This window comes from Tunturiibacter psychrotolerans, assembly GCF_051013365.1.
Taxonomy (GTDB): domain Bacteria; phylum Acidobacteriota; class Terriglobia; order Terriglobales; family Acidobacteriaceae; genus Edaphobacter; species Edaphobacter psychrotolerans_A.
In genome coordinates this window covers 298,667-323,600 of the sequence record NZ_CP132941.1, presented here as the reverse complement: position 1 = coordinate 323,600, position 24,934 = coordinate 298,667, and the positions used below count along the sequence as shown (strand labels likewise).

Annotated in this window: 7 protein-coding genes; 2 read left to right on the top strand and 5 right to left on the bottom strand. The window is 56.5% G+C overall.

Going from position 1 to position 24,934, the window contains the following annotated elements; translation table 11 throughout:
- Positions 1-307: 307 nt before the first annotated feature.
- Both RBB76_RS01300 and RBB76_RS01295 read right to left on the bottom strand, forming a co-directional pair.
- Entirely contained in the window at positions 308-1,354 is a 1,047-nt protein-coding gene (locus tag RBB76_RS01300; RefSeq protein WP_429633242.1) for a hypothetical protein, read from the bottom strand.
- Positions 1,288-3,582 (bottom strand): DUF3857 domain-containing transglutaminase family protein, encoded by a 2,295-nt coding sequence (locus RBB76_RS01295; protein WP_429633244.1) that lies wholly within the window; start codon positions 3,580-3,582, stop codon positions 1,288-1,290. The genes RBB76_RS01300 and RBB76_RS01295 overlap by 67 nt, the downstream gene beginning before the upstream one ends.
- Before the next feature lie 524 nt (positions 3,583-4,106).
- Between RBB76_RS01295 and RBB76_RS01290 the strand changes: the two genes are divergently transcribed.
- Positions 4,107-9,356 (top strand): choice-of-anchor D domain-containing protein, encoded by a 5,250-nt coding sequence (locus RBB76_RS01290; protein ID WP_429633246.1) that lies wholly within the window; start codon positions 4,107-4,109, stop codon positions 9,354-9,356.
- Positions 9,357-10,023: 667 nt separating this feature from the next.
- Here the strand turns inward: RBB76_RS01290 and RBB76_RS01285 are convergent.
- The 3 genes from RBB76_RS01285 to RBB76_RS01275 all read right to left on the bottom strand — a co-directional run bounded on the left by RBB76_RS01285 (position 10,024) and on the right by RBB76_RS01275 (position 14,400).
- Positions 10,024-11,253: an aminotransferase class I/II-fold pyridoxal phosphate-dependent enzyme gene (locus RBB76_RS01285; protein ID WP_429633248.1), complete on the bottom strand. Its 1,230-nt coding sequence runs from the start codon at positions 11,251-11,253 to the stop codon at positions 10,024-10,026.
- Positions 11,254-11,532: 279 nt separating this feature from the next.
- Entirely contained in the window at positions 11,533-13,776 is a 2,244-nt protein-coding gene (katG, locus tag RBB76_RS01280; protein ID WP_429633250.1) for a catalase/peroxidase HPI, read from the bottom strand.
- A gap of 177 nt (positions 13,777-13,953) precedes the next feature.
- On the bottom strand, positions 13,954-14,400 hold the full coding sequence (locus RBB76_RS01275; protein WP_429633252.1) for a Fur family transcriptional regulator: 447 nt from the start codon (positions 14,398-14,400) through the stop codon (positions 13,954-13,956).
- A 1,232-nt stretch (positions 14,401-15,632) separates the two neighbouring features.
- Between RBB76_RS01275 and RBB76_RS01270 the strand changes: the two genes are divergently transcribed.
- Entirely contained in the window at positions 15,633-24,875 is a 9,243-nt protein-coding gene (locus tag RBB76_RS01270; RefSeq protein ID WP_429633254.1) for a fibronectin type III domain-containing protein, read from the top strand.
- Positions 24,876-24,934 lie beyond the last annotated feature (59 nt).

Genomic DNA, 24,934 nt, shown 5'->3' with positions numbered 1-24,934 from the left:
AGGCTTCGGTCTCCCTTTTTTTTATTACACTGTGCAACGGCGAAGGACGGATAAGACTCCTAAACCAAGGGTGTGAATTGCGGGCAAGATACCTTGAGCAGGCGTTGTTATTTCAGGGGCATTGCAGCGGGATGCCGTGAGTCGAGCGGTGCTGGCCACCTTACTCCTCTTTGTTATTTCGAGACGAAGCCGTGCGTGGCGGGCAATATTCAGCGTGATATTGTCCTTCGTGGCTTTGGCTTTGGCTTTGGCTGGTGGCTTGTTCGTATTGGCAGTGGGGACGGGGCGACGAAACCACGTCGCGAATTTACTCTGACGCGCCTTCCACCGCGATACCAGAGTTGAGCATAAATACCAAATCGCAGGTCGAGCTCTTCTTACCGCAGTACACAACCGCATCGCGCAGAACACGCGCAGAGGATCCGGCTGGCTCCGCGCCGGGCAGACGCAGCGACTTTGCCTCGTCCAGCAGGAGCTTCAGTTTTGCATCACCAGAGACAAGCATGGCTGCCGCGATGCCATCGGCGTTCAACTGGAGACGTAGTGTGCCGCCACCCTCCGCGCCTGCGCCATTCTTCACATGGTAGCTGCGAAAGTCCTGCATCGACGTTGCAAAGTGCTCGCCGCTGGCTGCATTGACCCCGGCCTTCTCAAGGCGCGCAATGGCCGCAGCCACTTCGGCAAAGTCCTGCTTCGCATCAGCCGCATGCTCCGTCTGCCTCGCGAGCCGGTACATCCATAGCGCATCTGCATTGCGGCCCAGAGCCTCGAATGCCTGCGCCAGGTGATTGCCGACGATTACGTTTTGCTGTGAGAACCATGCTGCGCGCAGGTAAGGCTCGGCCTCCTTCGGCTTGCTCTCCAGCAGCAGAATGTAGCCCAGCGTGTCCCACGAGGCTGTGAGGTTCGCTGAGTCGGCAAAGGCCTTCGTATTTGCCTCTTCCAAAACGTGTGACGCGGTCGCCTTTTCCAGCAGATCGACCGAACGGCGCGACTGCGTCTCCGCGAACGGGAGATCGATCTTCGTCTCCGACAGCACGTAGACGTTATTGTTGATGACATCCGGATCATCGCTACCATCCATCGCCTTCTTCGCGGCCATGGCGGCTTCTTCATTGCGATGCAGTTCGTATAGCGTGCTTGCCACTTGTGAGGCCACCGCGCGGTCTTCGGGCTGACGCGCCTGCAGATCGCGCAGAACTCCGAGCGCATGCGTGTAGTCGCCCTGTTTGTCAAGCACAGAGACTCGCATCTGCTGAACCCGATCGCTGCTACCGCCGCACCTGTTCAGCAATCCTTCAGCATCGCTGTAACGCTGCTTGCTGGCGTATTCCTGGGCCAGTCCGAGAACCATCCAGGGGTCGTCATCGGGATGTGCTTCATCTCTGCTTCGACATCGCGGGCACCGGAGTCCAGATCCCCGTCAGTCGCCTTGACGATCCCAAGCATACCCAGGACATAAGGCGCATCCGGCGAACTCTTGCGTAAAGCTTCGAGGCGGCTGCGTGCCCCAACAGTATCTCTTCGCTGCAGCATAGCGGTAATCTCTACCAGCTGCTGTCGCGTATCAGAGGGGTTCGAGGGTTCGGCGGCAGGCGTCGTATCCTTGGCCGGCGTGGTGGATGTGCTCTTCGTACCCCCTTTGATGATCGTGAGATGATCTGGTGGAATGAGCCGCAGGTAGGGCTCCCCATCGTTCAACAGAGTTGCTTTCTGAAAGGCGATGTAGTCCTTCCACCGGTCACGCGGCAGCTTATGCACTTTCACGACCAGCTTGCGATCCGCGATGACCTTCCCGTCGACAAGGCGATATGTCTTGTCGTAGCTAGCGAATTCCCGGGAGACATGAACGGCGTCGGGCAGCTCTGCACGATAGCCCGCGGGAAGGGCCATGGTGCTGTGAGCCTCGACGGTACGCGGTGCGCCAAGGTCGATATCGTGTTCGGGCGCCTTCTCTTCGCTCACAAGAGTGAGTTCAACGGTGGGGAAGAGAGGCAACGATTGATTGTTCTCCCACCCAGCGTACTTCTCGCGGCTGTAATCGTAGGTGATCTTCACCGGCGCAGATGCATCGGTCTGGTGCATGTCCGTGCCGCTCACCTTACCACCAAACCCCATTGCCCCCGATAGGTACTGCATCGCGTCGTCCCATTGCGCAGGTGATAGCCGCTGCATCATGGAGCGCAAATCAAGCTCATTGTCAGATCTCGCGGTCAATACCATGTGGCTCTTCAACAGGCCGTCGCTGTTCAGCGTGCCCTCGGCGACAAAGTCTTCGTAGTAGGCATAGGGCGGGTTCGCCGGGGTCTTCTCAAGTGCGGCCGGAGCCTTATCCGGGATGACAAGGGCCTGCTGATCGCGGATGACAGGCATGAGCACGCGGAAAGGTGCGACCTCAGCGGTGGAATCGAGCCAGACTCGTTCCGGCTTGCCGGCTGCGTCAGGCAGCTCGACTGTCGTGATGGCGTGGTTGAAGACCGAGGGTGATGGCACATCCATCACCGGCGCAATTCCCGCCCCGATCAGTACGGGTGCCGTGGTCATCCCTTTCGCGCGCAGCAGGCTCTCCAACAGAGTGTCTTTATCCTTGCAATCGCCGTAGCCGTGGTCAAGCACCTCGTCGGGTGTATGCGGCTGGAAGCGGCCAACACCGAACGAGAGCGAGATGTAGCGGATCTGCGTCGCAACGAAGCGATAGAGCGCCTCTGCCTGTTCCTGAGGCGTCTCTGCATTTTTGGTCAGCTCTTCGGCTTTAGCTCGCACGCTGGCGGTGGGCTGGAGGCGCTGCTCTGCCAGGCTGCGGTACCAGTCGCCAACCTCGGCCCAGCTATGGAAGGTGGTCCATGCCACGCTGGGCAGCTTGCGTCCGTCGGCGTCCTCGTCCGGATCTTTCACTTCGGCCGCGGTCATCTTGCCGTTTTCGTCGCGCGCGCTGGCCTTGGTCTGCGAGGAGGCCCACGTCCACACCTGCATTCCGTCGCGCGTCACCGGCATCGTCTTGTGGTTTGGGCTCCAAACCTGCACATAGGTCTTTTCCGGCACGGCAAGCGTTAGACTCTGTTCCAGAACCACGCCACCCTGTACCAGGAAATGCTCCGCCCCCCAAAAATGTCCCGGCGCTTGCGCTTTGGTAAGAACGGTGTGGAACTGATATTCGAGCCGGTCGCCCGACGCAAGGCTACGCACGGGGAGGTGTTTCTCTTTCAGGTCCGAGTACATCGGCGCTTCACGGGTTACTTCCGCGGGCATCTCCATGGCGTCGTCGACGGGCGTATTTACCGTGCTGCCGTCCGGCTTATGCACGCGTACGAATTCCATCGCCGCGGTTGAATTTGCTGAAGCGTAAGACAGATTCAACACGCTGAACTGCCGCGCCACACCGTCGGACTGAATGCGAACGATCACATGCTGCACTATGTCTCCGGTGCCGTCGGACTTCATTGTTGTAGTGGTGTCGTACCGCTCAAAGACAAACGGCTCATCGCGGTACGGATCCACGGAGGTCGCCAGAGTTTGTGTATGGGACGGCAGCGGTAGAGTCGCAATTACGGCAGCGGACAAGACAATCAGACGGAGTTTCATGGGTCTATCTGCGTGTATAGCAGATTTCGGGAACCGGGTACATACCCCACATTGCCCCCGACAGGCACTATAGTTAGAACGACTTAGCCCGTTCCTCGTCCAGATGACGATTACTCGACCTAAGCGGACTTGTCGGTGCTAATCGACGCCCGCGATAAGTGAATTCGCGAGCCCTTCGAAATGATCTGCGGAAACTCATTAGGAAGGATATTCAGCCCTAGTAGACGATTCGAACGTTCAGGACCGCGAGATCTGAATTTGACTCGACAATAAAGAATTACTGGGTTAACTTGAACTGATTCTTATCACTTCTCCGCTCGTGGAGTTCCATGCGCCTTCACTTTTGCCTTTTCCTGTCGTTCTTTTTGCTTTCCTCCAACAAGTCGGCATCAGCGCAGGTCATAACTTCCAACACCATGCGCTCCGCAGCCCTCAGCCAAAGCCCGGGCGCTTCGAGTAATAGCCGCGCAGCCGTCTCAGCATCCCGAATTCCTCTGGTCTTTGAACCAAACGAGGGACAAGGTATGGAAGGGACAGATTACCTCGCTCACGCAGGTGCCTTGCAGATCGGTTTCTCCGCAAGTCGTATGAAACTTCATTTGTCTTCGGAGGGTAGGGAGTTCGCGATCGCGCTCGCGGGCAGCAACGTCAAGGCGCATCCTGCCTCTTCAGAAAGGGGCTCCGGGGAGTCGAATTACCTTATAGGCTCTCAGCCGGCTGCTTGGATAACTCACATTCCGCAGTACAAACGAATTGACTACCACGAAGTCTACCCAGGAATAGATCTGACGTTCTATGGAAGCGGCGGGAAGATCGAGCATGACTTCATTGTGCAGCCGGGAGCGGATTACCGTGAAATCAGGATGCGTTACACCGGGGCAGACCGTATCTCACTATCATCAGGCGGTGACCTAGGTGTCACGGTCGGCGACACTGAAGTCTTATTACGAGCCCCGCACATCTATCAGATAAAAAATGGCCGCCGTATCGAAGAGAACGGTCACTTTGTTCTCCTAAGCGAGAATGAGGTGGGCTTTAGCGTGGAAACATTCGATCCGACCTCAGCTCTGGTCATCGATCCGGTTCTGGACTATGCGACTTATTTGGCCAATACGACGGCTACGGTAGCAGCAGTAACGGTTGATGCGGCGGGTAACACGTACGTTGTCGGTCAGACGTTTTCTTCGGGTTATCCTGTCACCTCGGGGGCGGTACAAGGCGCTTGTTCGTCGTGCGCGGCGAATCAACCCGATATCTTTATTACGAAACTGAATGCTGAGGGTACGACGCAGATATTCTCCACTTTCCTCGGCGGCAGCTATTACGAGCAAGCCACGAGCATTGCAGTGGACAGCAACGGGAATGTAGTCGTAGCGGGAACCACACAATCTTCCGACTTTCCTCTTAAGAATCCCATCAGCGCGGGAACAGTTGGTTCTTACAATTCTGATGGATTTGTCACTTCGTTGACTTCTGATGGATCGTCGCTCAATTTCTCGAGTCGCCTTGGTGGAACCGACTCAGCGAACCATAGTGCACCCACTCTCACCGGAGGGCTGGCAATCGATGCATCCGGGAACGTATACGTCAGTGGCACGACAAACTCCGCATATCTTCCCGTCACTTCCGGTGTGCTGAACGCGGGTACGCCCGACTACACCGACTCATACGTGTTCCTGACTAAGCTTCAACCAACCGGCAACCTCGCCTACAGCGCTCTTCTGGGCGCGACCGGCGAAGCATCGGAATGTTGTGCTGTCGCTGGCATGGCGCTCGACTCCGATAACAACATCTATGTTGGTGGTACGGCGGGAACGACAAACTTCAGCTCGGTCACTCCATGGCCAACTACGGACGGAGTATTTCTTCCGGCTTCGGCGACACAGGGTGGGGGCTATATCGCCAAGATCGCTCCTGACGCCAGCAAATTTCTTTACTCAACCTTCGTTCCGTTGGGTGTCATGAGCAGTATGTCTCTTACGAGCGACCAGCAGGTGATCGCGGTCGGCAGCCAAGTGAACGGCGGGTGTACTCCTACTACCGGTGCCTATAGTGCCACTCCTTCGTTGAACTGCATCGTCAAGATAAATACCGATGCTACTCAACTCGTCTACAGCACCTACCTAAATACGCCAGCAGGCGACCCGGAGGGGACCGTCAACGGGGTCGCTGTCGACTCCGCGGGAAATGTCTGGATCGCAGCTAATGACAGCGGGGGCGCAGTCGTTCCCTTGGCAAATCCCCTTGTGTCTCTTCCTCAATGGGTAGGGTCTTATTCGACGGTTGGATATGTGACCGAATTTGACCCATTGCTCCGCACGGTGCTTTTTTCTACGTACTTCAACGGCGCGCTCGGCAACTCGCGGGTGAGCGCCATTGCGATGGACACGCAGGGACGAGCGCATATCGCCGGGACGGGAATGAATGACCTACCCACAACTTCGTCGTCGTATCTAACGGCAGTCCCAGTGCTGCAAGCAACGAACACGAACACCGGTTACGGCTTTGCTGCTCTGATCGATCCAAATACACCAGGCCCCGGCATCTGCTTCTCCAACGCCTACGCAGTAGCCCAGGTCGGAACGTCTAGCGAGGCAGACCTCATCGTTACCAACTGCGGAAACGCCCCGTTAAACATAACGGGCGTTCAGCTTTCAGGTCCGTCTACTTATACCTTGGCTCCTGCAGGAAACTGCGTCGGTGCCATAGCCCCGTCCGCCTCATGTCCGATCGCAGTCAACTTCACTCCTATTGTGGGAGGGAACTCCTCCACCTCTGTCTTGATTGCTTCGAACTCGCCAGTACCTGTTTACGACCTTCCTATCTCGGGTTATGCGACGGCACCTTCCATTTCCGTATATCAGAATCAGTTGGCCTTCCCGCCGCAGGTGCTCGGAGTAAGCGCCAGTGGCTCCAATCTCGCCGTCCTCATCAACAATGTCGGAACCGCCCCCCTCCTGATTAGTTCGTCAGGTACGACGATAACCGGCGACTTCAATATAACCAGTAATGATTGCAGTACCCCAGTCGCCCAACAAAATGCATGCGCCATCTCGATAGCTTTTCAGCCGACTGCACTTGGCAAAAGAACCGGCGCGTTAACGATATCCACCAACGACCCACTTAATCCAATCGTCACTATAACGCTCGCCGGTACGGCAATCGCGGCCTACACGACACCCTCCATCACGCGTCTTGGCGACCCTTCAGTCGCACTGGGAGGTACAGCGGTGACCCTCTCTGTGTATGGAACAAACTTCTTCCCGACATCTTTCGTGATGATCGACGGAGAGCCGCACCCTACGACCTATCAAAGCTCGACGTATTTGTCTGTGACGATCGATGCTTCTCTTCTCACGGTCGTAGGTGAACTACCGGTGATCGTCGTGAACCCATCGCCTGGCGGCCAGAGCCCCAGCTTTCCTCTACCGGTGTATCGCCCTCTACCGGTCTCCGCGGCAGGTCTCGTCTATAACTCGGTGACTCAGATGCTCTATGCGTCGAGTCCAGCGACCGCAGCAGCAAACCCAAACAGAGTCCAGCCTATCAATCCGTTTACCGGAAAGATGGGAACAACGATCGCAGTAGGTAGTGATCCGGCAAAGCTTGCTCTCTCAGATGATGGGACCTATCTCTACGTCGCGCTTAACGGGGATCACACGCTGCAACGAATCAACCTGACGACATCGCAGATCGAGCGCACGTTTCCATTGCCAATTGATGACTTAACCGCGAAGCCCGCGACCATTTCCGACATGAAGGTCGTGCCGGGCTCACCGCAATCGGTTGTCGTCTCCTTGTCACGCAACGCCTCACCTCCTGAGGCAGGCATTGCGCTTTACACTGACTCGGGACTCGCCACCTTTCAAAGCACTTCTCAAAATTTGAGCGATACCATCGACACCATCACCTTTACCTCAGACCCGACAAAGTTTTATTCCTATCCGTTTGGCAGCAGCTTTTTCGGAATTACAGGAGTTACTTCCACGACGTTGACCACGTTGAGCCCGGGAGGAATCCAATGCTGCAATCAGACGACCGGCTCGATGGCCGCCTCCGATGGAAAGCTGCTTTATACCAACTCTGGGCAGGTATGGGACCCCGTCGCCATGAAGCTGCTCGGCACGTTTCCGGGATCACTATTTTACGAGCCTTCAGTTATTGCGGACGCGGCTCTAGGACGTGCTTTCATCTTAGACAACCTCGAATCAGGATCTACGATCATCAGCTACAACTCGTCTACCTTTAACGAGGCTGGACAACTCTCCGTCCCAACTAATAATTGTCCGTTCATTGAGGATCTGGTTCGCTGGGGTACCGATGGCCTAGCCTTTCGATGCTTTGATAGCACAGGTGATACTACAACTAACAACTCGGTTTACATTCTGCGCAGCAGCCTCGCGCAAACGGGGAGTGGAGGCACGCCAACCCTTTCCTCTATCCAACCCGCCAGCACAGCGACCGGCTCTCCAACGTTTGAGCTGACGGTCAACGGAGGGGGCTTCATCCCAGGCTCTCTTGTACTCTGGAATGGCTCTACTCGGCAGACCACCTATGTGAGCGCCACGCAGTTGGTCGCGCTAATTCCATTTTCAGATGTCAGTAAGGCCTCAGACCCGCAGATCGTCGTGATGAATCCGGCTCCAGGCACCAGTTCGCCTGCATTAACATTCAATGTGATCGGGTCGGCATCGAGCACGCCCCAGATGATCAACTTCCCCACACTCACCTCTCCGGTCGCGTTTGGATCGGCTTCGATAGGGCTTAGGGCAACAGCATCCTCTAATCTTCCAGTAACGTTTACCGTCACCGGTCCAGCCAACGTTGCGGGAAATAACTTGAATCTGACAGGCGTCGGAACCGTCGTAGTCGTAGCGAGCCAAGCAGGCAACACAAACTTCGCCGCTGCTCCCAGTGTGTCGCAAACTATTGTCGTTAGCCCGGCGACACCGAATGTCTCACTGACGTCTTCCGCGAACCCCACACTTGCTCAGAGCGCCATTTCCTTATCAGCGACGGTTTCCTCCACAGTAGCAAGCCCAAGTGGAACCATCAGTTTCATGGACGGAACGAACACACTCGGATCCGGGACCCTCGTCAGCGGTCACGCGACCCTTACCACATCGACTCTTTCGGCAGGCGCACACAATTTGACCGCGATCTACTCGGGAGATCCAAACTTCACGCCCTTCTCAAGCCCCGTACTGGCCGAGACTGTGCAGGACTTCAGCTTAGCCGTTCAAAGCAGCTCAAGTTCTTCCACATCTCAAACAATTGCGCCCGGAGGCACTGCAACGTATGCATTAACTTTTACTCCAGCCGGAACGACGACCTTCCCGGCTGCGATCTCGCTGAGCGTCAGTGGACTTCCGGCGGGAGCATCCTACACCCTTACGCCCGCGACTATTTCTATGGGAGCCGGACCGACCAACGTAAGTCTTATGATCCATCTGCCGACAACTGCAGGATCGCTCGAGCCACAGCGTAGGTTGCCAGGCCGAGAGATCATGCCGCTCGTCTTGGGCGCTCTTCTTCTTCCACTTTCGATGCGAAGGAGAAGGTTCAGTGGAAAGTTCGGCCGCTTCCTCGCGACGACGCTTCTTTTTGTCGCGGCTGCCGCAACGGTCAGTTTAATCGGATGCAGTTCAGGCGGCAGCGGCAGCAGCTCCGGTTTACCGCCTACGCAGCCGTTGGACGCAACCTACACCATCACCATCACAGGAACCTCCGGGTCCCTAGTACATGCAACGAATGTGACACTTACGGTCCAGTAACGATCATCGCCACTCTTAACGGCATAGATGTCGGCTACGCTCGATGCTGATCCTATTCATTGGCGTGATAGTAAGATTGATTTGAATAGTTCAATGGTAGAGCGCGTCCCTGAAAAGGATAAAACCGCGACTGCGTTAGACCTGTCGTTGTTGAGCAACTCGTTAGATGAAGGGGAGATACTGAACTCTAATTCGTTGCGCCCCCGTCAGAAGGCGTGACGACCAAGAGTCAGAATTGAGTGAACAGCCCGCGATAGCAGGCTGAGACCGTTTCGGCTCCGTTTTGTACACGACCAGGTATTCAGGGACGGTTCGCCGATTACCTTATCCCAGCTCTATTCTTCGCCGAATTCTTCGCCGAATTGTGCGCCATAGGGGCTCCAAATCGTCCCATGTGCACCTCTCTACTCCATTGATAACATTGGCTCTCCTGGGTTCATGACTGCCTTTGTTAACCGAAGGGTTGTAGGTTCGAGTCCTACCTCAGGAGCCACATTCTAAATCATTTACGAATCACTCCTTCTCCAAACTTCATCAAAATTTGAGAACCAATTTGAATGAAAGGAAGCGCAGCCCGCTGGCGTTCTCGGGGATACATGCCGGCGGGATGGCTCTCGGGAATCCGCTTCATGTTCAAAGCGCAAGACTCGCCTCTGATTCGAACTTCTTACACCATCTCCCCCGCCGCCACCTGAACGCAAACCGCCACTACCTTCGCTGCCTGCTCCACATCCGCCAGCGAGGGAAACGAAGGCGCAATCCGGATTACGCGATCTTCTGGATCGACCCCTAGCGGATGCGTCGACCCCGCTGGTGTCAGCACGACGCCCGCCTCCTTCGCCAGCGCGACTACCGATTTCGCGCATCCTTTCGGCACCTCCAGACTGATGAAGTAACCGCCCTTCGGCTTGGTCCAGCCCACATCTTTCAGCTCCGTAAGCTCCGCCGCAAACACCTTCAGCACCGCCTCAAACTTTGGCGCTAGCAGCGCACGATGCTTCGCCATCAGCGCATGAATCCCCGCTGCATCCTTCAAAAACATCACATGCCGGAGCTGGTTCACCTTGTCCGAACCAATCGTCTGCGGAAACATTTGCTTCAACAACCACGACACGTTCTCCTTCGACGAACCCACCGCCGAAATCCCCGCGCCCGCCAACGTAATCTTCGAGCTCGACGCAAAAACAAACGCGCGATTCGCATTTCCTTTCGCCACAGATAGCTCGATCAGGTTAGCTAGGCCAATGCTCTCCACGGTCAAATGGTGCACACCATACGCGTTGTCCCAGAAGATCCGGAAGTCCTTCGCCGCAGTCTTCATTCCCGCCAGTCGCTCCACATTCTCATCTGAATACACCGCGCCTGTTGGGTTGCTGTACTTCGGCACGCACCACATGCCCTTGATGCTGGCATCGTTCGCAACCAGCTGCTCCACCGCATCCATATTAGGGCCGTCATCCAGCAGTGGCACCGGAATCATCTTGATCCCATGCGCCTCGCAGATAGCAAAATGCCGGTCATACCCAGGCACCGGGCACAGGAACGAAATCTCTTGGCGGCCCCATGGCTTCTCGCTGTCGCACATCCCCTTCAACAGAGCGAACATGATCGTGTCATGCATCAGCGCCAGGCTGGCATTATTGCCCAGCACAATTTGCCCTACGGGCACACCTACCAGCTCGGTAAACAATGCACGAGCTTCGGTCAAACCTTGCAACCCACCGTAGTTCCGCACATCGGTGCCGTCCCCTGCGTTGAAGTTTCCATCGCCTGGCAGCGCCAGCAGTGCATTGCTCAAATCCAGTTGCTCCGGCGAAGGCTTCCCGCGTGTCAAATCCAGCTTCAATCCCGCACTTTGAAGCTCCGTGTACTTCGCGCGCACCTGATCCAATCCCATTGCAACTCCTTTCAATCCAAATTCACCGATAAGCGTCTTTCTATTCTCCCCCAGATGGCAACCTAATCCAAAGCTTGCGACCTAACTTCTAAAATAATCCGACAAGGAGTGCCTAATTGATGCGGCATTTGCCAAACGCTCGTCATCTTGAGGCAGTCCCATGTGACGATTTCTCGGATCAGGTATCGACGGTTGCCTCCCGTCCTGAGGGCCGCAAATAAAGAAGGGCTACCCTGTGGTAGCCCCCCTTCTTTGCGGAGTTAAGGTACAAGCGACGAACTATTCTTTGCGCAGGTCGTAGCGGTCAAGGTTCATGACCTTGTTCCACGCGGCCACGAAGTCCTTCACGAAGATCTCCTTCGAGTCGGCCGATGCGTAGACTTCCGCGATGGCCCGCAGTTGAGAGTTGGAACCGAAGATCAGGTCGACACGAGTGGCTGTCCACTTAATCTCACCTGTCGCGCGATCCAACCCCTCAAACGAGCGTTCCGCAGTAGAAGATGCCTTCCAGTCGGTCGCCATGTCGAGCAGGTTGACGAAGAAATCGTTCGTCAGCGTCTCAGGCTGCGTGGTGAAGACACCATTCTTCGAGCCACGGAAGTTGGCACCAAGGACACGCAGGCCACCAACGAGGACGGCCATCTCAGGAGCGGTTAGAGTCAGCAGCTGTGCCCGGTCGACGAGCAGATCCTCGGCGCGCACGGAATGGCCGAGACGGAGGTAGTTGCGGAAGCCGTCGGCGGTCTGTTCGAGCGGCGCGAAGGAAGCAATATCGGTCTGCTCTTGCGAAGCGTCCGTGCGGCCAGGCGTGAAGGGAACAGTAACATCGTATCCAGCCTTCTTCGCAGCCGCTTCAACCGCAGCGCAACCGCCCAGAACAATCAGGTCGGCGAGTGAGACCTTCTTGCCTGTCGCGTTGAAGTCTTTCTGAACTCCCTCGAGCGTGCTGAGAACCTTCGCGAGCACCAGAGGCTGATTTACCTCCCAGTTCTTCTGCGGCTCTAGCCGAATGCGTGCACCGTTCGCTCCACCCCGCTTGTCAGAGCCGCGGAAGGACGCCGCCGCCGCCCAGGCAGTCGAGACGAGCTGCGAGATCGACAGACCGGATGCGAGGATCTTCTCCTTCAGTGCACGGATCTCCCCTTCGCCGATGAGCTCGTGATTGGCGGCCGGAACGGGGTCCTGCCAGATCAACTGCTCTTTTGGAACCAGAGGACCAAGGTAGCGAACGATGGGACCCATATCGCGATGTGTGAGCTTGAACCACGCACGAGCGAAAGCGTCGGCGAACGCGGCCGGGTCCTTCTGAAAGCGCTTGCCGATCTTTTCGTATTCGGGATCGAACTTGAGTGCGAGGTCCGAGGTGAACATCATGGGCAGGTGCTTCTTATCCTTGACGTGCGCGTCAGGAATGTTAGCTTCCTCGTTCACGGCGTACCACTGCCAGCCGCCGCCGGGGCCTTTCTTCAAAGCCCAATCGTAGTTGTAGAGGTTGTCGAGGTACTCGATGTCCCACTTGATGGGGTTGCTGGTCCAGGCGCCCTCAAGGCCGGAGGAGATGGTGTCTTCCGAGTGCCCCTTGCCCTTGCCATTCTTCCAGCCCAGGCCCTGCTGCTCGATGGGTGCGCCTTCGGGTTCGGGGCCGACGTTCGGACCGGGGTCGTAGGCGCCATGGCCTTTGCCGAAGGTGTGGCCACCGGCGATGAGGGCGAAGGTCTCTTCGTCGTTCATGGCCATGCGACCGAAGGTTTCGCGGATATCGCGTGCGGAGCCGACTGGGTCGGGCTTGCCATCGGGGCCTTCCGGGTTCACGTAGATAAGACCCATCTGCACGGCTGCAAGAGGATTGTCGAGATTTCGCTCACCCTGGTAACGATCACTGCCAAGCCATGTATGTTCCGAACCCCAGAAGATATCTTCCTGTGGAACCCAGACGTCAGCGCGACCGCCGCCGAAGCCGAAGGTTTTGAAACCCATCGAGTCAAGCGCAACGTTGCCGGTAAGGATCATGAGATCGGCCCAGGAGATCTTCTTGCCGTACTTTTGTTTGATGGGCCACAGCAGACGGCGAGCCTTGTCGAGACTGACGTTGTCCGGCCAGCTGTTGAGCGGCGCAAATCGCTGCGTGCCCATGCCTGCGCCGCCGCGGCCATCATGAATGCGGTACGTACCAGCGCTGTGCCATGCCATGCGGATGAAGAACGGACCATAGTGGCCGTAGTCGGCCGGCCACCAGCTCTGCGAGTCGGTCATCAACGCGTGAAGGTCTTTGATGACAGCTTCGAGGTCGAGGGTCTCGAACTCCGCCGCATAATCGAAGTCCTGGCCCATCGGGTCGGCCAGCTTGGTGTTTTGGTGCAGGACGGCGAGGTCGAGGCGGTCAGGCCACCAATGCTCGTTGCGCGTGATCTTGCGCGAGTTGTGCGTGACAGCGCCATGCATCGGCGAGGCAGTCTCTGTGGCGGTGACATTTGTGCTTGGGCCGTTGCCGTGTGGCACGGGGCATTTCGCTTCACTTGACATTTTCACTCCTTCGTTCTCGTTGCTGGGGAACCTATCCCCGATTGGGCCGCGCAGGCCGACGGTTAGCAAGTTCTAGTTGTCACACCTGCTGGAGGGCAGGTGTCGGTTGTCAAATATTGCTTTTGTAGTCTTCGCACATACTGCAACTTATTCCGTTTGGTCAGCGAGTGGATGGTGTTAGCTGCGTTCTGCTTTCTGACACGCGGCACAGATTCCAATGACGTCGATCGCGTAGCGTTCCACCTGAAAGCCTCCAGGCAACCGTTGTAGTGTTGGGAGGACGCCAAGATCCTTTTCCTTGATGTCGGTGATGGCCTTGCAATGTGAGCAGACCATGTGGTGGTGGGGGTCGCTATTCAGCTCTACTCGGAGGGAACCGTGATGCATGCTGACTTCTTTTAGCACGCCCCTTTCGACGAAGAGGTGAATGTTTTTGTAAACCGTCGCGAGGGAGATGGCGGGTATACGCTTTTTGACTCGCGCGTAGACCTCTTCCGGGCTGGGATGGCCAGGCATCGTCTGCATGACCTCGTAGAGAACTTGGCGCTGGTGGGTCGCGGTGAGTCCATAGTCCGCACAAAGTTCGCGGAAGGGACGAGTCTCGACGCTGGGAGAGTGCTGCATCAAGAACTAGTAAACGATAATTATTCTTGTTCGTCAAACGGCGAAGATTTGGGATGGAAAAGAGTTTGCACATCCGGTCATTGACCGCGCCACTATCCGCTTTACTGAGCGATCAAACTCTCGCACTATTCTTCACCACTTAGCAAAGATCAAACTTGCAAGCCGCTGCCATATCCGCAGCTGGAGACTCAGAGGGCGAAACTCGTAACACGATGGATGCGTTGCGCAGCAGACTTTCTAAGATCTACCAACAACAACTGCAACTAGGAGAGACCTTTGAAGCGCAGAAGGGTTAGCTAGTTTTATTAAGAGTTGTTAGTCGAGTAAGAACGAAATGAGAATGGCCATGCCAAAGTAATTCAACGTGGACCTGTGATTTCGCGGAGACTGCTTTTCAGGTTGATCCCGTGCTTATCGAGAAAAAGAAGCTCTCGCAAACGCACTGAGGATACTAACTATGAAACGCAACCTGATGAAATGCATTGGCCAGTGCGGACGCGTAATCACCGCGTTGACCGTCGCGCACTTTCAACTCCCGCTAGTTGCATGCTTCGCTGCTGCCTGTGGTCTCGGACGGTTGAGGACGTATTCGTTAGATGCGTCCGGGACCTCTCTTTGAGGCTACAACTTTCGTATCCTTGACCGTCCCCAAATGTAACCATAGTCTTCGTTTGGTTTAAAGATTTTGTGACCTAATTTTGCCGATGGTGAGGTTTGCTTCGGCTTGCATGGGCTACAAACTTGCGGTTGCGAAAAGCAGTAAAGAAAATCGTTTGAGCTCTCTTTAGAGTCATTCCACGAGTACGGCTTCATCTACCTGGTGAGATCCCACAGTACTTGAGTGCCGCATTCACGCAGTTGCGGCCGTCTCCACCAGTTGATCTCTTGTTAGCATCTCCAAGCCAGGACGATCTTGTCCTACTTGCATGCAGATGCGCGTCCACTGGTTTGTTTACACCCAACAATTAACTGTTGGTTAGAGGCAGAGTCCGGGCAATCGCATCCGGTGAAAGAGGAATTGAATGTTTAGCTTGTACGAAGTTTCGGAAAGCCCCTCCTGTTCCACTGTGATGATTGCAAGTTCAGACTTCAGTTTTCAAACTTGTAAGAACCGACATCTTCCCAGCCGCTTTGAAAGTGCTGCCAGGCCACTCCTCTCTCTGATGATGGTCTTTTTTTTTGTAGCTACGCTTTCCTCACGCAGGTCAGACGCACAGCAGGTGGAGACTACTTTGCCGTTGTCGCAACGGCTTACGATCAATTTGTCGGCTGGAGTTCCGGAGTACATTGGGAACGCTGCGTCGACGTCGAATGCACCACAGAGTCAGTGGTGGTTTGAGAATACGAAGAACTCAGCGACGTATGCGACAACAAGTTTTGTGGAGAGCACGGATTCTGCGTGGCAGCAGGTGGGGCTTCCCTATGACGCGAACATACCGCGAACATTTATTAATCAAGACTCGGGGGGCGGGGCAGGCTCTGATACGGGGCAGGAAAACTGGTACCGGCTGCACTTTAAGGTGGATCCTAAGTATTCGGGGCAGAAGTTTCTGCTGAATCTTGAAGGAGCGCACACAGGAGTTCAGGTCTTTATCAATGGTGTGTTGTTGCCTGGTATCAGCGCGGTGGCTGCTGATTCGCAGGCGACGCACGTGATTGGATTTGTTCCCGTGGTTGTTGATCTGACGCCGTATCTGAAGGCCGACGGCACTACCGACAACGTGATTGCGATTGATGTGTCGAGAGGGGCTTCGTGGTTTGAAACACCACAGTTCTCGAACTCCTTTCGTTTCGGTCAGGATATGGCGGGGTTGTTCCGTAATGTGTTTCTCTACGTGACCAATCCAGTGCACATTCCGTTGAACGTGTACTCCAACACCAAGACCTGGGGGACATATGTTGGCACGGTCTCCGAGGTTCCAGCCGGGGAGGGCACGGCGACTGCGGCGTCGGCGGTTGTCGAGGTGCAGACGAACGTTGTCAATGAGACGGCAACTGTCCAGCAGGTTACGTTGACGACTCAGATTGTGGATGCGATCGGAAACGTGGTGGTGACTGCGCCGCCGGTGACACAATCGGTGGCGCCAATGACTGCGGACACATTTCCGTCGACGCAGACGCCGATGTTCCAACAGTTGATTACGGTTCCGAATCCAACCCTGTGGTATCCGAATAACTCGATCTACGGCAAGCCGTATATGTACAAGGTCTACCACATCGTCAGCGTGAACGGCGTGGTCGTGGATTCGTTTCAGAGCCCGCTGGGGATTCGCACGATTACGTGGGATGCGAACTTTCCTTACTTCAACGGCCATGCGATGTATCTGTGGGGCGGCTCAAGCCGGTACGACTATCCAGCCCTTGGCTCCTCGGTTCCGGACGAGCAGTGGTGGCGTGACATGGCGCAGATTGCGGCACAGGGCGGCAACGTCTGGCGGCCTGGCCACTCGACCAGCAGCGAAGAGATGGTGGAGGCGGCAGATGCGTACGGCATCATGATAGACCAACCCAGCGGTGATGGCGAAGGACATTGGAATGCCTCCTCCAACCCTTCGGCGGATGATCTTCAGTTGAAACAGGAGGTGCATCGCGACATGATTATCTGCGATCGCAGCCATCCATCGATTCTGGACTGGGAGGAAGATAACGGTGGCATGAATCAGCCGCTGGCGAATGAGCTTGCGGCGATAGAGACGTCGTGGGACAACATCAATCCGCGAGTGCAAGCCGATCGCACCTACTCGCCTTCGTACGCGTTTATGGGCGAGTGCGACGGTGCCGGCTGCGAGACGGGAGTCAAGAATCAGAATCCGAATAACCCGTCCTTTGGCGCCGAGTACTGGGACAATATGGGCACAGGGCGCGGGACTCAGACGGGCACCGGAGCCAATACGGTCTACGCTTACGATTATGAGCTGGCGTTTGCGGCGCCGTACCTGGACGATTGGCGCCAGGGCAGAGCTGCGAATGCCTTTGGCATGGCACAGTGGTACTTTGCCGATACTCCAGGCGAAAATAGTCTTTGGGCGGAGTTTCAAAATCAACCCGCGATGCAGCACCTTGTGCGTTCGCTTGGCTACTCGTCAGTCGATCAGAACCGTTTCCCGCGGCTGCTGTACTACATCTACCAGGCAAACTGGGTTCCTTACGCGATCCAGCCAGTGGTTCACTTGGCACATCATTGGAATCGCGCCTACGAGTACACTCCCGGCACTCCGATTCAGGAGAACGCGTTCAGCAACTGTCCCTCGGTTCGCCTGTTGATTAACGGCGTGGCCAAGGATCCAGTGACGGGAGCGCCCCTCATGGATGTGGCTCCCAACGCCTGGAACATCAACTCGCACGGTGATCTGAGTCAGAGCAGTACAGTGATGCCTGGCCAGGTTCACTGGATGGTGAATTGGGCTCCGGGCACAGTGACGGCAGAGTGTCTAGACGCGAACGGCAATGTGGTTCCGGGTGTGACCCACACGGTGACGACGGCAGGAGCTGAGAACAAGATTGTACTGAGCGTTGTTCCAGAGGTAGTCAAGCCGGACGGGACAAGCTTTCAGTGGACCTCAAATGGCTCTGACGCGGCCTTTGTGAAGGCCGAAGTGCAGGACGCAAACGGCAACGTCGTACCGACCGCAGCGGACAATGTCACCTTCACGGTGACCGGGCCAGCCACGTACATGGGTGGCACGCAGCAGCTTGTTGCTGATCCCTCGTGGACCAATTATTACCAGGATGCGTTCTCGACGGCGCACAGTAACGATATCAACGGTGAACCCTATGCCTTCTTTCATTCGCCCGGAGACCCGGAGCTGAACTTTGAAGGAGGATTGCAGAAGATCGCGTTGCGCAGCACCTTCACTCCTGGAACCGTGACCGTGACGGCGACGGCGCCGGGGCTTGTGAGCGGCAGCGTTCAACTGACGTCAGTTACGCCAGCAGCTCCTCCTCAATCGCAACCGCCGGCGATCATTGTGCCTCCGGTCGACACGGCAGTGACGGCTGGTCAACCTGCAACCTTCACTGTTGCGGCCAGCGGGTCCGGAACGCTCAGCTACCAATGGGCAGTGGCGGGAAGTGAGGTCACGGGACAAACGAGCCCGACCTTGACCATACCGGCAACCACTCTTGCCCAAAACGGCGAGAGTGTAACAGTTGCGATTCACAGCAATTTTGGCGATGTTACCTCCACCCCGGTCACGTTGACTGTGGACGCGGCAGCCGGCGTCGCCATCACCACGCAACCAGCCGCGCAGACCGTGGTCGTCGGACAGTCTGCGACCTTCACCGTAGCTGCGACCGGTTCCCCGCAGCTCAACTACCAGTGGTTTCAGAACGGCGTACAGGTCCAAACCGGTCCTCAGTCCAGCTATACCACGCCCATCCTGACGGCCGTCGGCAGCGCCAGCATCTATGTCGTCGTCAGCAATCCCGTTAACCAGCTTCAATCAGCCACGGCGACGCTCACCGTCAATGCTCCGGTGCCGGTAACCATCACTACCTCGCCTGCCAATCAGATCGTTGCGACCAATCAGCCGGTGCAGTTTACCGCCGTGGTCACCGGTTCTGCTCCCTACACGTATCAGTGGCAGTTCACCCCCAAAGGCGGCTCTGCGACCATCCTTCTGAGCAACACACAGAGCTCCAATACCATCACCTACACGATCCCCACTATGAGTACCGCCAATGTCGGCGCATACGCGGTGACGGTCAATAACGCCGCTGCCGCTCCGGTCACGAGTGCAGCAGCGCAGTTAACACTTGCACCTCCAGGCGTCAATTTGGCGTTGAATAAGACAGCAACTTCCAGCTCCTCACAAAACGCATGCACGAATGCAACGACGGCGCCACCTCTCTCCGGAGCGGGCTGCCTCGGAGCAGAGAATGCCGTCGATGGCAGCCTCAACACCCGCTGGGGGTCTGCAACCGCAGGTGCACCTCCAACACCTCCTGTCCCAGGCGTCGATCCGTCCTGGCTACAGGTGGATCTTGGTTCTTTACAGTCCTTCAATACGGTGATCATCAACTGGGAGAATGCCTACGCGGCGCAGTACCAGATTCAGTACACCAACGATGATCCTTCGACCAACCCAACATGGAATGTGGCAACCACCAACAACGCCGGTGTAGGCGGTACCGAGACCCTTACCTTTAATACTGTTCAGGCCCGCTATATCCGGATGTTCGGCACTGTGCGAAGCGGTAACTTCGGCTACTCGATCTTCGAGTTCCAAGTCTACAACGTCGCAAATTGCGGAGGTCCGACCGAGCGCTACACCGTCAGCTCCGCCAATCCGCTACTGGTGATGGACAACGTGCTTGGTCTAACCTGGACCCGCACCATCCAGACAGATAGCACGATTGGCTCGCAGTTCACCGGTGTGAGTGCCGTTGCTTACTGCAAGAGCATAAATATGCGCATTCCCACCGAGACCGAAGCGCTCGGCATCAGCGGCAACAATAACGCGTCCTGCGCCTTCCCGGGTACTTGGAGCACCTGGACCTCCACCGTGGATCCGAACGATGCGACCGAGACCGCGATCGTCAACTTTGACGGCAGTAGCACCTTCAACGTAACCAACAACTTTCCCGGCGCTACCCTCTGCACTGAGGCCACGGGCTCGGGTACGTCAGGAGCTCAGGCCCCCGTCATCGAAACAGATCCGCAATCAACGACCGTAGCCGTAGGAGAAGCAGCCACGTTCACGGTAGTTGCTGCCGGTACGCCGACGCCAAGTTATCAATGGCTCAGGAACGGAAACGCAATTGCCGGCGCAACAGCCGCTACCTACACCACGCCGCCAACCATCGCTACTGATAACGGCACATCTTTCAGGGTGTCGGCTACTAATGGAAGCGGCACGGTAACCAGCAACTCCGCTGTCCTCACGGTGACCAACAACTCAACCGGAGGCGGAGGTACGGGCGGCGGTTGCAGTGCGATTCCAACTACACCAGGAATGCCGGCAGCGATCGCGACCTCTCCGAGCCAGATCTCTCTGACCTGGGGTGGAAGCATGGCTGGATCGGCCTGTCCGGTGGGTTACAACGTGTATCGCAGCACGACCGCCGGGTTCACGCCTGCAGTGAGCAATCAGGTGAACGCGTCCCAGACTGATACCGCGTTCACAGACAGGGGACTGACAGCAGCGACCACCTACTACTACATCGTGGAGGCGGTTGACGCTGCGGGCGCCTCGGCTCCTTCTCTACAGGTCAGCGCGCAAACCCTGGCCCCGACGTCGTGCCCCAGTGTTCCAACAGCACCGACGGGGTTGACGGCGGCTGCGACTTCATCCAGCTCCATTGGACTGAACTGGACGGCAGTTACCGCTCCGACTAACTGCTCGGTCGGCTCTTACAACGTCTACCGCAGCACAGCCGCTGGCTTCACTCCCTCTGCGGCTAATCTTCTTGCTGCCGGAGTTACTGCAACGAGCTACTCCGACAACGGTCTCGCTGCGTCGACGACGTACTACTACGTAGTGGAAGCGGTCGACGGGGACGGCGCATCAACGACCTCTAACCAGACCAGTGCTATGACATCCTCCGGACCTGTGTCTGCTATACCGGACTTCACGCTCGCTCTCTCTACGGCGTCGCTTACGGTGACTGCAGGCAGTAGCGGGACAGAGACGGTCACGTTGGCACCGGAAAACGGGTTTACTTCAACCGCGAAGATTAATTTCACCTGCTCTGGTCTGCCCAGCAACGCTGCGTGCAGTTTTTCTCCGGCCACCATTACGTCAACAGGCAATATGGTCTCAACGCTGACAGTAAACGCCACCACTGCGTCCGCTACTGCCAGCTATAAATCTCGTCCATCGTTCCCAGGGTTGGTGTTGGCGTTTGCGCTGTACTTGTTCGGCCGAAGGAAGCGGCGTGGCCTGCAACTATTTATGTTGGCGGTGAGCGTAGCCAGCCTGACACTGCTTACCGGGTGCGGTGTGCAGCCACCACCACCTCAAATGGCGACTTCAATGATTACTGTTACTGCATCGGCTGGCTCGTTGAATCACGCCACTACCTTTTCACTGATTGTGGAGACACCGAACCTTCCTCCAGCGTCGGCGGAACTACACAACAACCTGGGGCCGCTGTTCCCGGAATCAATGCTGGCGGCAGCGCTGTGCTTTTTTAGCAGGAAGAAGCGGTACTGTGTGCAACTCACGCTGGCGATGTGTGTGTCCGGCATCGCGCTGCTCAGCGGCTGCGGGGGCACCTCTCCCGTCGCACCTCCGACAGGCGGTTCTCAAACCACACCACCAACTCCCCCTACCATTACGATCCCACCTGCTTCGATCACGGTTACCACTGGACAGACGGCGACGTTCAGCGTTACGGCGACTGGCACCGCGCCGCTGGCATACCAGTGGCAGAGCAGTGGCGGTCCCATCGCCGGGGCGACAGCCGCAACTTATACAACTCTGCCTCTGACTACACAGAACAGCGGCAACAGTTTTGCTGTCGTAGTGACAAATGCAGCTGGCTCCACTACCAGTCCAACTGCAACGGTGACCGTGACCCCAGGCGGCAGTACCGGTTGCAGCGCAGTCCCGAGTATTCCCGGCTCCCTCGTGGCAACGGCGAACTCATCCAGCCAGATCAGTGTGAGTTGGAGTGTCGGTGTGGCTGGGTCTTCATGCGCCATAAGTTACAACGTCTACCGCAGCACGACGTCCGGCTTCACGCCCACGTCAAGCAACCAGATCGCATCCGGCCAGGCGGCCACGTCCTTCACTGATAGCGGTCTAACGGCATCCACAACTTATTACTATGTGGTGGAAGCAGTGGACGCTGTTGGCAATTCCTCGGCTTCGGCACACGCGAGTGCGACGACTCTGTCAGCCTCGTCGGCCCCCCCGACTTGCTCTATTGTTCCTGCGCAGCCTGATGGGTTGACGGCGAATGCAGCCTCTGTCAGCAGCATCAGCTTGGCCTGGACAGCGGGCACAGCTCCGGCTGGTTGCACCATCACCTATAACGTCTACGCCGCCACCACAAACGGCTTTGTGCCGTCGCAGACGAACCTGGTGGCCAGCGGAATTACCTCCAGTCTTTACACCAACACTGGCCTGGCTGCTTCCACCACGTACTTCTACGTTATTGAGGCAGTCGATGGGGCGGGGAACTCGGCGCCTTCTGCTCAGGTTCAGGACACGACTACCGCGGCAGCTTTAGCGGAAATTATTGCGATCCACTCAGGAGGTTCGGCTGTAAGTAACGCTAACGGTGGTGATGCGTCCTTTGTAGCCGACGAGTTCTATGACACCGGCGGGACATCGGCCTCAGGTGCAGCCGTTTCAGTCGCTGGAATAACCAACGCCGCTCCAGAAGCGGTGTACCAGACGGAGAGGAATGGCGCATTTAGCTATACAATTCCCGGCCTGCAGCCCGGTGCCTCTTATGCGGTTCTGTTGCACTTTGCAGAAACCTATTTTCCTGCCGCGGGTGACCGCGTCTTCAATGTCGCGATCAACGGAATCACGGTCCTTTCCAGTCTGGATATCTTTCAAGAGGCCGGTGGCCAGAATATCGCTCTGGTCGAACCATTCACGGCAACGGCGAATCCGCAGGGACAGATCGTAATCAAGTACATAAGAGGGTCGGCGGATCAACCTAAATCCAGCGGGGTTGAGATACGCGGAATACCCAGCAGTTGCACGCTTCTACCCGCGGCGGCGCCCACCGGGCTCACCGCGCAAGCAACCTCTCCCAGCATCATTAACCTGAACTGGCAGACGGTCACTCCTCCGCCGAATTGCCCTGTCACGTACAACCTGTACGGCAGCACCACGAGCAGTTTTACTCCTTCCGCATCGAATCTAATTGCGAGCGGCCTTACCGACTTGTCTTATTCGAACACCGGGCTCGCTGCTTCCTCGACCTATTACTACGTCGTAGAAGCGGTCGATACCTATGGCGCATCGCTGCCCTCGACACAGGTAAGTGCTATGACAAACCCGGCGAACTCATGCATCGCTGTACCCTCTGTAGCACCCGCTGGCATCGCGGCAACTGCTGCATCGTCGACAGCCATCGGACTGAGTTGGACCGCCATTACACCGCCGGCAAATTGCACCAACATCAGCTACAACGTTTACAGCAGCACGACGAGCGGGTTTGTTCCCTCTCTGAGCAACGAGATCGCTGTGAGGCTACCAAACCCTGTCTTCTTCAACAACAGCCTTCCGCCATCTTCAACCTATTACTACGTCGTTCAGGCCGTAGACGAGGATGGCGTTTCGTCGGTGTTCTCCACTCAAACGAGTGCCACCACACTCGCACCGCCAACTCAATTGACTGCGACCGCCACCTCCGCCAATGAGATAGACCTCACATTCCCTGCAAGCACAGCACCGGCGCCAGTGAACTACAACATCTACCGGAGCACCACACCGAATTTCATGCCATCCAATGCGAACCTGGTTGGCGGCACGAAGTCCAACTTTTACAACGACGTCGTAGTCGCAGCAGCGACGACCTACTACTACATCGTTCAGGCGAGCAGTCCGCATGGCACAACGACTGTAGGTGGCCCCGTGAGCGCAACCAGCCTGGCTCTCGGAAATGCCACGCCATTCTGGGATGCCAGCAACATGCCGCCAACCAATCCCGGAGAAGTGCTCGTATTGAAGTTCCTAAACCGGACCAACGGGCAGTACGCCGACGATCAAGTGTTCTGGAGCGCGACTGTTGGCGGCGTTACGACGACAAGTTCGATTGCGGCACAATCCACCTTTCAGCTGCCTGTCGCCGCATCCGGTCGAGTCTATTTCTATCTTGGCGCAGCGAATCAGAACACAGACAACTATTGGGATTTCCTGGAGTACACCGTCGGCGTAAACCAGGGAAGCAACCCTACTACCTATTTCATCAATATGAACTCGACCAGAGTCGACGCATTCGGCCTTAAATATGCATTCCGGCTGACCTGCGGCGACGGCACTGATATTGCGATTGGAGAGAATGCGGCAACCTTTGCGGAAGAGCGAGCAAGTACGTTCCAACGCTATCTCAATGCTGTCCCCGCAAACTTCCAAACACTCGCGCAGGTGCAAGGTCCTTACAGGATTGTTTCTCCGGGTGGCGGCGGATTCGATACCGGAGGTCAGTACGAAACGTATTACAACCAGTGGATCGAGCAGCTATGGGCAGTGAATCGAATCACCGCTATTCCACCGGCAATTCCCAATGGGGATGGCCTGGGTGCCTATCCTAATCTTTCAGCGGCAATCTACCGGCATGTGGGAGGGGTTGCCGGAACCTTTAATCCGGACGGTTCATTGGCGAATCAAGGTCTGTGGGGCAACCCGAATGAGTTTTATCAGACCGATCCCTCCAGCTACTATGGAAAATTCCTCCATGCCAATGCTATCAACGGCCAGCAGTACACCTTCCCTTATGATGACGCTGGCGGATACTCAGGCGATGTCGGCTGCACGAGGCCCAATACGCTTCTTATCGGGATTGGTTGGTAACCTGCAACTCCACTTTTTTTCAGGATCGATTTGGGAGCGACGGAGTAAACGTGAGCCTT

What these genes read in the sequence shown, in the direction of transcription:
- katG (WP_429633250.1), bottom strand. Translation starts at nt 13,776, where the DNA reads ATGTCAAGTGAAGCGAAATGCCCCGTGCCACACGGCAACGGCCCAAGC.
- RBB76_RS01275 (WP_429633252.1), bottom strand. Translation starts at nt 14,400, where the DNA reads ATGCAGCACTCTCCCAGCGTCGAGACTCGTCCCTTCCGCGAACTTTGT.
- RBB76_RS01300 (WP_429633242.1), bottom strand. Translation starts at nt 1,354, where the DNA reads ATGGTTCTCGGACTGGCCCAGGAATACGCCAGCAAGCAGCGTTACAGC.
- RBB76_RS01290 (WP_429633246.1), top strand. Translation starts at nt 4,107, where the DNA reads ATGGAAGGGACAGATTACCTCGCTCACGCAGGTGCCTTGCAGATCGGT.
- RBB76_RS01295 (WP_429633244.1), bottom strand. Translation starts at nt 3,582, where the DNA reads ATGAAACTCCGTCTGATTGTCTTGTCCGCTGCCGTAATTGCGACTCTA.
- RBB76_RS01285 (WP_429633248.1), bottom strand. Translation starts at nt 11,253, where the DNA reads ATGGGATTGGATCAGGTGCGCGCGAAGTACACGGAGCTTCAAAGTGCG.